The sequence below is a fragment of the Nostoc sp. genome (assembly GCF_036917275.1).
Lineage (GTDB): Bacteria > Cyanobacteriota > Cyanobacteriia > Cyanobacteriales > Nostocaceae > Nostoc.
Genome location: NZ_JBALDF010000029.1, coordinates 19,800 through 33,953 on the forward strand (window position 1 = coordinate 19,800; position 14,154 = coordinate 33,953).

At 41.8% G+C, this 14,154-nt stretch carries 10 protein-coding genes and 1 pseudogene; 3 read left to right on the forward strand and 8 right to left on the reverse strand.

Going from position 1 to position 14,154, the window contains the following annotated elements; all coding sequences use genetic code 11:
* Window positions 1-45: 45 nt before the first annotated feature.
* Window positions 46-1,188, reverse strand: coding sequence for a magnesium/cobalt transporter CorA (gene corA, locus V7K35_RS09980; protein WP_335078500.1), 1,143 nt, complete (start codon window positions 1,186-1,188; stop codon window positions 46-48).
* Between the two features lie 178 nt (window positions 1,189-1,366).
* Entirely contained in the window at window positions 1,367-3,052 is a 1,686-nt protein-coding gene (gene groL, locus V7K35_RS09985; RefSeq protein ID WP_335078502.1) for a chaperonin GroEL, read from the reverse strand.
* 158 nt (window positions 3,053-3,210) lie between these two features.
* On the opposite strand from groL, the gene V7K35_RS09990 reads away from it, so the two are divergent.
* Complete coding sequence (locus V7K35_RS09990; RefSeq protein ID WP_335078504.1) at window positions 3,211-4,293, forward strand: MraY family glycosyltransferase; 1,083 nt, start codon at window positions 3,211-3,213, stop codon at window positions 4,291-4,293.
* Between the two features lie 567 nt (window positions 4,294-4,860).
* Here the strand turns inward: V7K35_RS09990 and fabG are convergent.
* Window positions 4,861-5,607, reverse strand: a complete 747-nt coding sequence (gene fabG / locus V7K35_RS09995) for a 3-oxoacyl-[acyl-carrier-protein] reductase (RefSeq protein WP_335078506.1) — start codon at window positions 5,605-5,607, stop codon at window positions 4,861-4,863.
* A gap of 488 nt (window positions 5,608-6,095) precedes the next feature.
* Between fabG and trxA the strand changes: the two genes are divergently transcribed.
* On the forward strand, window positions 6,096-6,413 hold the full coding sequence (gene trxA, locus V7K35_RS10000) for a thioredoxin (RefSeq protein ID WP_335078508.1): 318 nt from the start codon (window positions 6,096-6,098) through the stop codon (window positions 6,411-6,413).
* Window positions 6,414-7,041: 628 nt separating this feature from the next.
* Here the strand turns inward: trxA and V7K35_RS10005 are convergent.
* The 5 genes and pseudogenes from V7K35_RS10005 to V7K35_RS10025 all read right to left on the reverse strand — a co-directional run bounded on the left by V7K35_RS10005 (window position 7,042) and on the right by V7K35_RS10025 (window position 12,765).
* Window positions 7,042-8,961: an iron uptake porin gene (locus V7K35_RS10005; protein ID WP_335078510.1), complete on the reverse strand. Its 1,920-nt coding sequence runs from the start codon at window positions 8,959-8,961 to the stop codon at window positions 7,042-7,044.
* A gap of 522 nt (window positions 8,962-9,483) precedes the next feature.
* Window positions 9,484-9,669, reverse strand: coding sequence for a hypothetical protein (locus V7K35_RS10010; RefSeq protein WP_334794562.1), 186 nt, complete (start codon window positions 9,667-9,669; stop codon window positions 9,484-9,486).
* Between the two features lie 466 nt (window positions 9,670-10,135).
* Window positions 10,136-11,095 (reverse strand): annotated as a pseudogene (locus tag V7K35_RS10015) (ferritin-like domain-containing protein).
* 352 nt (window positions 11,096-11,447) lie between these two features.
* On the reverse strand, window positions 11,448-12,482 hold the full coding sequence (locus tag V7K35_RS10020) for a DUF1350 family protein (protein ID WP_335078512.1): 1,035 nt from the start codon (window positions 12,480-12,482) through the stop codon (window positions 11,448-11,450).
* A 160-nt stretch (window positions 12,483-12,642) separates the two neighbouring features.
* Window positions 12,643-12,765: a hypothetical protein gene (locus V7K35_RS10025; RefSeq protein ID WP_335078514.1), complete on the reverse strand. Its 123-nt coding sequence runs from the start codon at window positions 12,763-12,765 to the stop codon at window positions 12,643-12,645.
* A 745-nt stretch (window positions 12,766-13,510) separates the two neighbouring features.
* Between V7K35_RS10025 and V7K35_RS10030 the strand changes: the two genes are divergently transcribed.
* Entirely contained in the window at window positions 13,511-14,152 is a 642-nt protein-coding gene (locus V7K35_RS10030) for a hypothetical protein (RefSeq protein ID WP_334794564.1), read from the forward strand.
* Window positions 14,153-14,154: the final 2 nt, after the last annotated feature.

Below are 14,154 nucleotides of genomic sequence, written 5' to 3' on the forward strand. Positions count from 1 at the left end.
CGGTACTAATAAATGTATATTTGACTCATCGTGCATCTGCAATTATTAATTACGCTTCATTGTTACAGAATTTTGCAGCCAGCCTCGTTGCCAAAAAAAGAATAGCAAACCAAGTGCGATCGCAGCCATTACTGCTAAGCAAATTGGGTAGCCCCAATACGAATTCAATTCAGGCATATTATATGGCGATTTTTCAGTGCTGAAATTCATCCCATATACTCCGGCAATAAAAGTCAGTGGAATAAAAATTGTTGAAACTATCGTTAATACCTTCATAATTTCATTCATTTTATTACTCACTGCTGAAAGGTACACATCCATTAATCCAGATGCTAGTTCTCGGTAAGTTTCCACCATGTCCATCACTTGCACTGTATGGTCATAACAGTCTCGCAAGTAGATTCGCACTTCTTCACCAATCAAATCACTGCCATCTCGAATCAAAGAATTAATTGCATCTCGCTGGGGCCAGATAGCACGACGCAGTTGCAGTAATTCTCGCCTAATTTGATAAATATGTTGTAGTGTTTGTGGGGTAGGTCTGATTATCACCTCCTCTTCTAACTCTTCGATTCGCTCACCATAAAGCTCTAGCACTGGGAAAAAACCATCAATAATCGCATCTAACACGGCGTAAGCTAAATAATCGGCTCCCTGTTTGCGAATGGTACCTTTGTTTTTTTCAATTCGCGATCGCACTCCTTCAAAACAGTCATGTTCTGGTTCTTCTTGTACTGTCAGCAAATAATTTTTACCTAATATCAAACTCACTTGTTCGCTGTAAAAACCACATGTTTTTTCCTTTGCTACTACCATGCGGGCAATGAATAGCAATTGGTCTTCATAATCCTCTGTTTTGGGACGCTCAGGTACATTAACTATATCTTCTAAAACTAGAGGAGGTAACTTAAAAACCTTAGCCAATCGTTGTAATATATCTTGACTGCCTAAACCTTGTACGTCTACCCAAGAAATAGATTCCATCTCTAGATATGCGACACACTCCTCTGGGGTTGCTATTTGCTCACGGATGAAATTAGTTTGGTTATAGTCAATCAAGAAAATTATTGGTGGCGGAGCATCTGCATCAATAAAAATAGTTCCAGGTAGAGTCCCTGGTTGGTGATAGAACTCATCTTCATATCGTCTATTTACTATTTTGGGAGGGCGGCGCAGTTTTCGTGCCATTAGATATTACCTAATAGTTATTAGTCATTTGTCAGTCGTTAAAACAACGTTTATTTACGTTCAGCGACTTCCCAGCAATACAGATAACATATCGCCTCTAAATCAGCAATGCTATAAAAAACAGTTTGCCTTAATTAAGACAAACTGCTTAAAAAATATTTATCTGGGTGAGCAGAAGTTAGAACATGCCGCCCATGCCGCCCATGCCGCCCATGCCACCCATGCCGCCCATGCCACCCATGCCGCCCATGCCGCCCATATCAGGGGCAGGAGCAGCGGATTTCTTCTCCGGCTTTTCAACAACGATCGCTTCGGTGGTTAAGACCAAACCAGCAATGGAACCAGCGTTTTGCAAAGCTGAACGCACGACTTTGGCAGGGTCGATAATGCCAGCGGCGATTAAGTCTTCAAATTCGCCGGTAGCAGCGTTGTAGCCAATGTTCAAGTCGCCATCGCGGACTCTAGAGACAATCACAGAACCTTCAGCACCAGCGTTCTCTGCTATTTGGCGCAAAGGAGCTTCTAACGCTCGTCCGACAATATCAGCCCCAATTTTTTCTTCTTCGTTTTCTAGACTGTTTTTAATCGTTTCTACCGTCTTGGCTAAGTAAATTAGGGTCGTTCCACCACCAGGAACAATACCTTCTTCCACGGCGGCTTTAGTAGCGTTCAGCGCGTCTTCAATCCGCAGTTTACGGTCTTTGAGTTCGGTTTCGGTTGCCGCACCCACTTTAATCACTGCCACACCGCCAGCGAGTTTGGCGATCCGTTCTTGCAGTTTTTCTTGATCGTAGTCAGAATCGGTTTCTTCCAACTGCCTGCGAATTTGACCAATCCGCTTTTGTACCTCTGGCTTGGTAACACTGCCAGCTACAATCGTGGTGCTTTCTTTGTCAATGGTGATTTTGCGAGCAGTTCCCAGCGCTTCTAAAGAAGCGGTATCCAAACTTAAGCCGATTTCTTCAGAAATCAACTGTCCATCGGTGAGAATAGCAATATCTTCTAACAAAGCTTTGCGGCGATCACCAAACCCAGGTGCTTTGATCGCAGCTACGGTAAGTACACCCCGCGCTTTGTTCACCACCAAAGTTGCCAAAGCGTCCCCTTCTACATCTTCAGCGATGATCAGCAAGGGCTGACCAGAACGGGCGACTTTTTCCAACACCGGTACTAAATCCTGGATGCTGCTGATTTTTTTGTCAGTAACCAAGATCCGGGCGTTTTCAAATTCTACGATTTGCCGCTCATTGTTGGTGACGAAGTAGGGAGAAATATAGCCTCTGTCAATCTGCATCCCCTCAACTACTTCTAGTTCAGTTGTGAGGGATTTAGATTCTTCAACGGTAATTACACCATCTTTGGTGACTTTTTCCATTGCTTCGGCTAGCATTTGGCCAACTTCTTCATCATTACCAGCTGAGACAGTGGCAACTTGAGCGATCGCACTTCCTTCTACTGGCTTGGCTACCTTGGCAATTTCTTTTACCAGTGCTTCAATAGTTTTGTCGATCCCGCGCTTCAAGCTAACTGGGTTACTACCCGCCGCGACGTTCTTCAAACCTTCCCGAATCAAGGCTTGGGCCAAAACTGTGGCAGTAGTGGTGCCATCCCCAGCGACATCTTTAGTTTTTGAGGCTACTTCCTGGATGAGTCTTGCACCAGTATTTTCCAAAGGATCTTCTAATTCAATTTCCTTCGCAACAGTGATACCATCGTTGACAATTTGGGGTGCGCCAAATTTTTTCTCTAAAAGGACATTGCGACCTTTGGGCCCCAAGGTAATTTTTACGGCATCTGCAAGGGCGTTAACACCCCTTTCTAGAGCTCGCCGCGATTCCTCGTCAAATGCAATAATTTTCGCCATGTTTTATTTCTCTAGCGCTTCCATTAGACAATTTAGCACTCACAGAGCAAGAGTGCTAATCTCCCAACTGGCTCAAGTTACAAATGGAAATAAAAAAAATTGATTAATATACAGGTGATGCTCATATTAGATACTGGCAGTAATGCTTGAATTGGGAGATGAATCTAGACAACTCCCTTAAGTCCCTTGGTATTGCCGACCCTAGCGGCACCGGCTGGTTGGCGGTAGTATTTACGTTCCTCTTGGCTTGTCTTGTAACTTGGCGTTTAATTCCGACAATCCGCAAATTCGCCTTGCGCGTAGGTTGGGCTGACCAACCCAACGCACGGCGACTTAACCGAGAACCTTTACCCAATGCAGGGGGGCTGGCTATCTACGCGGGTGTGATTGCCGCACTGGTATTAGCTAGCCTTTTACGACCTATCGAACTCCAAAACGTATTGGCTCAGGTGCTGACTATTCTGCTGGGAGGTTCGATATTAGTCCTTGTGGGCTTTATCGATGATCAGTTCGGCTTACCGCCCTCTGTTCGATTGTGGGCGCAAATTGTCACAGCCCTGTTGCTAGTCGCTAATGGTATCAGTGTCAAAGTTCTATTTGGCACACCCATCGACTCGCTTCTGTCCATGTCGCTAACAGTACTATGGGTAGTAGGAATTACTAACGCCATCAACTTGATGGATGGTATGGATGGCTTGGCAGGAGGAATCAGCTTTATTACCGCCATGAGTTTGTTGGGGGTTGCAGCCCAATTTAACAATCGGGCGGCGGCAATCTTGGTACTCGCAGCCTTGGGGGGTGCAGCACTAGGCTTTTTGCGCCATAACTTCTATCCATCACGAATTATTATGGGTGATGCCGGAGCATACTTTTTCGGCTATGTGCTGGCAGCAACTAGTATTTTAGGCAAACTGCAACAAAACACAGTTTATGCGCTGATTCCTACAGTTTTATTTCTGTTGTTACCAGTAGTAGATACCACTCAAGTATTTGTGCGGCGGCTACTAGCAGGAAATAACCCTCTAAGTACTCCTGGCAAAGACCACCTGCACCACAGCTTACTTGCTTGGGGACTCTCCCAGCGCCATGCTGCATTTACACTTTGGTCAATTACCTTAGTTTTCAACTTGCTGGCGATGAGAATACAAGGTATGAGTTTGGCTGTGATCCTGACTACCGCCAGTAGCATTATCATGCTTTTAGGCTTTACTGTCTGGCAAAGGATACGCCAACACCCCTAGTTACTTGTAGGGTGGGCATTGCAATGCTAGCCCTACTGTGGTTTATTCTCAGCATGGTCAAGATATTTTACCAATGGAAAAGTTACACAAGCTTTGGAGTATTAAGATTAGCATAGAGGATAAATACGGGTATATTTGCTAAAATTCGTTGATATAGCGGTTCCTATTCAGATGCGGTACAGCATGATATAGCGAGGTGTAGGGGCACGGCATTGCCGTGCCCCTACGGGTGTAACTCACATAAATGAGAACCGCTATAATAAGAGGTTTACCAGGCGTGAAGTTAATTTAGAAGTTCAAAACTCGGTTTAGAAGTTGAAAACTTAATTTAGAAGTTAAAAACTCGATTTAGAAGTTGAAAACTTAATTTAGAAGTTGAAAACTCGGTTTAGAAGTTCAGAACTCGGTTTAGAAGTTCAAAACTTAATTTGGAAGCTCAAAACTTAATTTAGAAGCTCAAAACTCGATTTACAAGAGTGAATTACCTGAAATCAAATCGGTGCGTTACGCCGAAAGCGTAACACACTCTACAAAAATTGCTGTAGACGCGATGAATCGCGTCTCTACTTAGGCCATGACCATGCCGCCATCGACGTTAAAGACTTGCCCGGTGATGTAGGCGGCGGCGGGATCGGCAGCGAGAAAGCGCACCATCCCAGCAACTTCTTCAGGCTGACCGAAGCGACCGAGTGGAATGTATTTCAGAATATCTTCGGAGTTGTTGAGATTACTAGTCATGTCGGTGGCGATGAATCCAGGGGCGACGGCGTTAACAGTAATGCCGCGAGTAGCAAGTTCTTTGGCAACGCTTTTAGTAAAGCCAATTACACCTGCTTTGGCGGCGCTATAGTTTGACTGACCTGGGTTGCCAATTTGCCCAGCAACGGAGGTAATGTTGATAATTCGCCCCAATCGCTGTTTGAGCATGATTTTACTGATGACGCGTGTACATAAGAAAACACCAGTAAGATTAAGGTCTATGACAGCTTGCCAATCTTCTGGCTTTAAACGCAAAAGCAGTGTGTCGCGGGTAATACCTGCATTGTTGACTAAGATATCCACACGGCTGAACTTTTCGATGACGGCGTTAACTAGTGCGTCTACTTGATCACTTTTAGAAACGTCAGCTTGGATAGCGATTGCCTGACCTCCTGCTGCTGTAATTTCTGCAACAACTGCCTCAGCTGCGGCACTCGAACTGGCATAATTGATAACTGCGATCGCTCCTTGTGAGGCTAATTCAATTGCGATCGCTCGACCAATTCCTCGTGAAGCACCTGTGACAATTGCGACTTTATCTTGTAATAGTGTCATTTAATGTTCCTCAATCTTAGAAATACCGCGCTAATTATCTTATGGTGATTTGGGGAACATCTAAATAGTGTCTGGATAAAATCTAACTCTTGCGGGGTGACAATCTTGCTGGCATGATGCAATTGAAATAGTTAATAGATAATAAATTATTGATTTAATTGTGGGTGCGACGCCTAATAGCCCGTCGTAGACATCGCCTGATCGGATAAACTAGGAAGTATTGCACCTACACCCGTCGTAAACATCACTCTGGGGAACGTCTGTATAATTATTTGGTTGGTCAGGATAGGTTTAAATACATCTCTAAGGCATATTCACAAACTCAAACAATATGTGAATTTTATTATAATTTTTTAAGATTTTTGGCTGGTAAATCAGTCTATATTGATTAATCTAATCCTTTACTAACAAAAACCCATGAATCTATACCGATTTTATTTTCTAAGAATTACTATTGAAACAAACAATTGAAAATCGGTGTGTGTCATATGGCAACTAAAAAGCAATTTAACAGTTTTGAAGAGATGCTGTCTGCTTCTGAAGTACCTGTATTAGTAGATTTTTACGCTGACTGGTGTGGCCCATGTCAAATGATGGTGCCAATTTTAGAGCAAGTCAATGCTCAACTCAAGGATCGCTTGCAGATTGTCAAAATAGATACAGAAAAGTACACAGATTTAGCCAGTAAGTATGAAATTTCCGCTCTACCAACTCTGGTACTATTTAAGCAGGGTCAGCCTGTGGAGCGGATAGAAGGAGTGATGCAAGCACCGCAATTGGTGCAATATCTCCAAACAAAGATTTAAGCTAACACTTAGAATTTGGATTTTGGTTCTTAGAGGCGCGAAATATCGCGTCTCTTTCAGTAGTAAGACTTACGCAACGCCGATATTGTCATTGCGAGCGAAACAAAGTGTAGGGAAGCAATCCCAGCGTCAGGGGGGATTACTTCGCTATCGCTCGTAATGACGAAATAAAGCGACTATATTTTTGGAAAACACCAAATAATATTATTAATTCGATAATCGTCTATTAAGTTTCTACGTATTTATTAGTTATTATTTTATCCTCAACCCTCCTTTTAAAGATGTGACTAATGGATAGCCAAAGCATCGGCGAGGGGAGCGTTTGCTTTAGAGGATGTTTGAAAAGTCATGATTGATGTATCAAATATTTTTTACCCCACCCTAACCCTCCCCGATATATTGGGGAGGGAACCGGATTTTCTTATTTCCCCCCTTTATAAGGGGGGACTAAGGGGGGTAATAATTCGATAAAAAATTACAACATATCACTTTTCAAACAATCTCTTACTCAAATGCAGGGTGGGGTTCTTTATTGTTGATTTATGCAAGAGGTCTACTGTAAACTTTGTTATCCAATCTCAAAATCGCCCAAGAAATTGGGCGATTTTGACTGCCTACTCCCAATCTCTTAAAATGTAAAAGTAGTCCGAAGTACACCTACAGTCGTAGTGTCATTATTGCTGTTACCTTCTGGGTTAAAGAGAACAAACGCACCAGGGGTAATACTGATATTATCGCTAACTTGAAGGCGATAATAGGCTTCTAAATGGTAAGGAGTCGCCCGGTTGTCGCCTGTGGGGGTAAGTTGAGCAGCACCACCAGTATCACTACGGAAAAGCGGTTGACCAAAAAGAATCCCGGCAGTGTTTCCTGACTTGAATAAATCTCTGAAGTGAATTCCCGCCATCCAACTTGTAAAGGTGGTGGAAGCATCCACATTATTGGAAGCAGCATCAACAAATATTGCTGCACCGTAGCCAGATAAAGCTATCTTGGGAGACAATCGCCATGTTACCGTACCCCCAACAGAGTTGAGTGTGAGCGGTGTTCCAACTGCAACCCCTGATAAAGCACCGATATCACTACTAATTAATCCTGTAGCCAAAATATTGATTTCGTGATAACTGTGGGAATAGTTTAAACCAATATCCAGAGCAGAACTTGGCTTGAAGGTTAACTGTGTGGCAATAATACTACTACCACTAAATAAACCTGCTCCCAAAGGTGTAGTAGAAACTCCTGGTACTGCTTCATTAGCAGATTTTTCGGGTAAATTGGCATTTACACTGCCGTATAAAGCTCTTAAATCAAAATTTGGCGAAATGTTAAAAATAAATCCCGCCGCCGATGCTAAACCAGTACCCGAAGTTCCACCAGAAACCCGTAGCACAGGATTCAAGTTGCCAAAACGAGAAATTGACTCTTGTCCTTCACCATAAAAAGGCGTAATTGCTGGGAAAGCATCTGATGTTTCTGCCGCAGTTCCTGCAAACAAGGTTAATTTATTAGCGACGGGAAAGATATACAGCAATTTGTAAAGCTGAATACTGTTTGCGCCAACACCCGACAAAGTATTGACATTTAGCCCCGGAAATTGTGGCTCAAAACTGGTACGAGCGCTACTTGAACTCAAAAGTGGCGAAGCTAATCCTAAACTTTGTTGCAGGCTACCCTGTCCATCGGCTCCACCCAAAAAGTTATAGGCTTGCAATCCAGTAATTAATGAATCTTTACCAGTAAAGCTAGTGGTGAGATTTAACCGCACTCTATTGACTAGGATGATGTTCGAGTCACTGTTATTAGGAGCGCCACCGCTAGCACCAACACCAGCAATAATTGCCTCTCCACTGAGTTTGGTTGTAGTAGAAAACTGATTTGCTTCTAGTTTTGCTGTGCGAGCTTCTACAGCATCTACTCGACCCCGCAATGTTGCCAATTCCGGCGCAAATTGTTCTTGTAGTTTTTGCAACGTGGCTAAATCTTCTTTCTTGACCAAATCACCGGTTGCAGCCGCAATCAGTTCGTTGATTCGGTCTAAACAAGCGTTTAAGCCAGCAGCAAATTCATAGCGAGTCATCGCCCGATTACCGCGATAGGTTTGATTGGGATAACCTGCGATACAACCATAGCGCTCGACTAAAGATTGGAGTGCCTGAAAAGCCCAATCAGCCGGCTGTACATCAGACAATTGCGATACGGATGTTAATTGTGCAAGTTTGTATGAGGTTGGAGATGAGCTTTCAGGTTGTGGTATGATTGGCTGCCACAAATTAACAGCAGAATCTACTTTTATATCTTGAATTTTTTGCTGTTGATTGACTGAGGATAAATTTTTTTGAGTTTCATTAGCTATCAGCAATTTACTGGAGATATTATTTGTTAAATCGCTTTGATGAGAAGAATTATTCTCATAGCTGCCCTCATTTTGATTAACAGCTACGTTTTTATCTGCAATTTCTAAACTAGGAAGGGCTTGCACAGGTAATAACCCGACAATTAAACATAAAAATCCCATCCCACTAGCAAAAGCTAGTAGATATTTTGCCATGATCACTCCCAACACCTATAAAATAGTGGAAAAATTCATTGCGATTTTAAAATGGATTGATAAGAAAATTTAAAGTAGATTTAGCAAGAGAGTCTTGTTAACTTTAAATTTTGGATATCAGGATTTTTCTGAATTAACTTACCAAAACATCAGTTTATATCGCAAGTATTAAATTCTAGTAAATACTATTTTGGGAAAGAATTAACAATACATCATATTGATAGTTTCTATAATTACGATAGCAATCCTAAATGGTTTTTGAACAATATATTACGTAAAATGCTTGACTCATAAGCCTTCCAAATTTTCTTTTTTCAAAAATAAAGCAGGATTGCTACATTGACAAAATAATAATTAAATAAGTCTAATTTTGTGATAATGAATATAGGTATTGAGCCGAAATCCTCGGCTCAATACCTAACAAAGAATAATTTACTCAAAAAAATTAAAAGACTGCGATCGCTGCTCAATTTGGGTGCAGGTAAGATCAGGAGGAAAACGGTGGAAATAACTTTCAAGAATTTAATCCCACCAATAGCAAACAATGACTGCATCACAATCCTGGTGAACATCTTCACCCGATAGCCCCCCTTCCAATCTAGTTCTCAGTCGGCGCTTAAGCCGCAAACCATAATCTTCATTCGTGCCATCACTTACCTCTACTGAGTCAGCTAGCCACTTTTTGCCCAAATCTAAAAGCTCCGACATAAGTCAAGCATCGCATTTACGGGAAGTAGTATTTTTAACAAAACATTTGTAACTACCCTTGCAGTTTATTTACCCAGCGGCTGTTATTCTTATAGTTACTTCGGTCTGTCATAGCAGATAGATTATCCTCAATAATGTTTTAATTTATTAGCGCTCATATACCATCCTGGTAATGTGGGTGCTTTTACTTTATCCCTCATGGCAAAAATCCGGTTTAATTTTAAGGGGATGTCTGGTGTTTAGTACACTAAGCTGACAGTGAAGCTTTAAGACCAAAACGGCGATGTCTACGACGGGCTACGCCTACGCGTCCTTGGTAGCTCAACAAAGCCTGATAAAATGCTTTTTTATTAAATAGGACTTACGCACACTCTACGAATTCTCGGCGCTCTTGGCGTCTTGGCGGTTCGATAAATTAAGCTTTTTGGCAATTTTTGCGTAAGTCCTATTAAAATTTAGTCCTGTACTAATGAGTAATTCCAAATAAATCTTGCAAATACTCTGATGTCAGGCTATTATTCCAACTCCACAGACGACGCATTGTATAGGTGAAGGTGTAAAGGAGAGTTGTTTTATTGGTCAATGACCAAGCATTCCAGTTGAGGGTAGCCATCATCCGGCGTAGGGTACGCATCAGGTTGTTGCGCTGATAGTTTTGCGTTAGCGAAGCTCACCGAAGGTATCGCGTTTTTATTAGCGTGCGTCCAACTTGCATCAACCCAGTATCAGGGAAAGTCCAGACTCCAAACCCCCAAAATTTAGTCATGTGGTTGATTTCATCCTGTGCTAGTTCCTCTAGAACATCCTGGAGTGCGCCAGTGGTGTGAGCCATCAGCCAAATATAAAGACAGGTAGCACCGTATTCTGTGGCAATCCGGTGTAAGCCGTGGCGATATAGGTCTTCGTCAGCGTCATTTGTGGGAAGATAGCTTCTAACAGTACGAAGTTTTGGGGTAATTTTCTCGCCTGTTAATTGGGTGTAGACTTTGATTAATCCTGGTGTATGCTGACGTTCTTCTTTTTCCCACAAACCAAGTTCGAGCAGTTCGCCATCTTCACCGACTGTTCCACCAACAAACCGAGCCATTTGAGGATGCAATTTTTCCAAATACTGCCGACTTGTTTGGGTATAGCCGCGAATCGGGGCTTCTGTGTCGATCGCACCTATCAATATAGATAAAAATACCTCTGCGTCTAAGCCGATAATTTGATTGCGGTTAATTGTTTGCCAGTCGATGGGTTTCCAGGGACGCGGTTGGGGATTAGCAAACTGTATCGGTAAATCTTACAGATGAGCATGTAGTTTTTTAACTGCAAGATATTTGTCTATGAGGGAACAAATGCGATGTTGTGTTTGAAAGTAGTTAGGAATGGCATAGCTTTGACCTGCTAAGTCTTTTCCAACTGGGCTGATAGTATTAAGCATGTTTTTATACTTTAATTTTATATCTATGTACAATAGCCTAAGTGATCGCACTTTGTTTTGTCAGTCGGCTAAAGTCGGCAGTTTTATGTGATGGAGTTGGAATCTGAGAATATGTTAGGACTTACGCAAAAATTGCCAACTTCGCTTAATTTATCGAACCGCCAAGACGAGGCAGTGCGTTGGGCGGCTCTGCCGACTTGAAGCAACTGCCGTGCCAAGAGCGCCGAGAATTTGTAGAGTGTGCGTAAGTCCTATATGTTTGAAAACTATGCTTTTAAGGCAGACAAAGCATAGCTTTAGCAGGGTGGGGTTCTTGGCTTTGGTTAGCATAACTAATTATGCTAACCTGACACTATTTAGTAAATGATTCTGAGACTTGCAGTACTTTTTTTGGTGATTCTTGTCTCAGTTCCTTAAGTAATTGAATTACCTGATGCTCAAATCTTCTATTTCGCTCTTGAACTGATTCAATAAAAGGTTTATCAAATAAATTAATAACATACTTACCTAGTTGAATACCTAAAGGTTGTAAGTGTCCGCCCTCTAAAGTTTTCAAGAACTTTTTCGGTGGTTTACCAAGAGTCTTCGTAAACCATTGACAGGTTGATTTAGCAATATCATCAGACTGAAAACAGACTAAACCCATGATATTAAATAGTTTACTATCCTCGATTAAGTTATGGGTTTCTTCAGGGGTTGGTTTTACACCCCAGCCAAGTTTGTCGATAATATTCGCTAAAAAATGAGGACGAATTGCGCTGGCTGTATCACTAATATCAGGTGCTAAGAGGATAGAAACTTGCCCCTTAATAAAGACACTGTTAATTGTAATTTTTCGACCTACATAAGTGCAAATTAGGTTTTGAACTTCTACAATTTTTTGTTTAAGCTGCTCAAAGAGAATATCAATGTCTGCAATGACACTTTCTATCTGTGACTCATCCGAAGTATGAGATAGCAGATTCCGAATAAACTTTTGCCTATTTTTAGGATCATCTGGCAAAGCAGTAAATCCTTCTAACAGGGAAATATATTTACAGCCAAGGCTATGTCCAATCCAAGAAAAGTTTTTATCATTTAGATAAGCTTCATAATCATATCCTGCAACACTTGCCATCCTCACAAGCTCTGGCAGAATTTCATACTGCTCTCTCATTAGAAAACCAGCTTCTACATAATGGTTAAAACTAAAATTAAAGGGCAGAATAATAATCGTATATCCCTGCTCAAATAAAGATTCAAGCAGATAGCGATAAAAAAGCATGGGCCCAAATGTACCAAAAAAAGCCCCTGCAATAAATTGAATTACCCCTTTAGGCTGTGGATGGAGAGCAACCCAACTGTGAGAAACGGGTTTAAATCTCAGTTTTAAATTTGTATTTACCATGACTTAGCAATGAGTGCATCTCATTTTGGTATGTGTATACTTAATCTCCAAACTGAAGTTGCTGCTTTTCGGATTCTTTAAAAGATATTTTTGCAAAACTGAGATGCTTGCCTTAGTAAGATAGTAAACATATATAGCAGTCCTAAATCATTTGTGAAAATTATATGTCTCTTTCTTCTTTCTTCCCTTTGCGTCCTTGGCACGCCAGTTGCTTCAAGTCGGCACAGCCGCCCAACGCACTGGCTCGTTCTTGGCGGTTCGTTTCATTATCTACATTTTTCACAACTCAGATAGGATTGCTATAGCAGTCCTAAATCATTTGTAAAAAGAAATTAACCACAGAGGCGCAGAGAGAGGAATCGGAGATTTTCAGGACTAATTTAAATTGCTATAGGTGGTTCTCAAAGTATTTATGAAAGAGGGTGGGGAGTAGGAAATAGTGTAGTTCAATAGTGAGATTGAATTGGCACTAAACTTCTAATAGGCTCTTTAACAAGCTGCGATCGCTCGTCAAATTGTGGTAGAAAAATATGGTGAAGCCGCAGTTAACTCAACCTCATGTGAAGAGACTGAGTTTGTGATTACCTTGCCAGTCAATGAACAGCCTGTTATTTCCTTGTTTCCAGCTAAATCACTTCTTGGCTACTTTGTCAATGTGTAAATCTTATCATTGTCACTTTAATTAGCTGCGGTTTTGGCAGCATTTTGAAGATACTGGCACAAGTCGAGTGAACTTTTCCAGCTTCAGTTTAGCTAAAGACTTTTTTTGTCACATCAACTTTATCAGTAAATCAAGACCAGTATTGCTCGATTTTGGGATTGTAGGCAGCAATTTATGCCTAATAAAGCTTGTACAATTGTCAAGGCGGTTTCTACTGCCAGAATACTTCTCAGGTGTAAACTTTATCGACAGCAAAATTTTTCTCCTTTGTATTTTTCCATGCTTCACTTGTGGCTAAAATGACCCAAGCTAGACGTTTCTATATTGCAATAGATAACTTTTACCCTTATGACTGGAGAGCAAAATCTTGGGAATAGAATTACGCAGTTTCGTATTTCTCGACAGCCTGCAACCTCAACATGCAGCATATATGGGAACAGTAGCCCAAGGCTTCTTACCATTACCAGGGGATACATCACTGTGGATTGAAATCTCTCCTGGTATCGAAATTAATAAGATTACGGATATAGCCCTGAAATCTGCCTCTGTCCGTCCGGGAATACAGATAGTTGAACGACTATACGGACTATTGGAAGTTCATTCTGGTTCCCAAGGCGAAACGCGAGCTGCTGGTCAAGCCATTTTGGCGGCATTGGGAGTCCGAAGAGAGGAATGTCTCAAACCGCGGGTTATTTCTAGCCAGGTTATCCGCAACATTGATGCTTACCAAACACAACTGATTAATCGCACGCGACGCGGACAGCTACTACTAGCAGGACAAACGCTGTACGTATTAGAAGTTGAGCCTGCTGCTTACGCCGCACTGGCTGCGAATGAAGCTGAGAAAGCAGCGTCGATTAACATTCTTGAGGTTCTAGCTGTAGGTAGTTTTGGACGGCTTTACTTAGGTGGACAAGAACAAGATATTTTAGCAGGTGCGGCGGGAGCGTTAGCGGCGATTGAAAGTGTAGCTGGTCGGGTAAATCCTCTGGGTGGGCGTAAGGAGTAAAA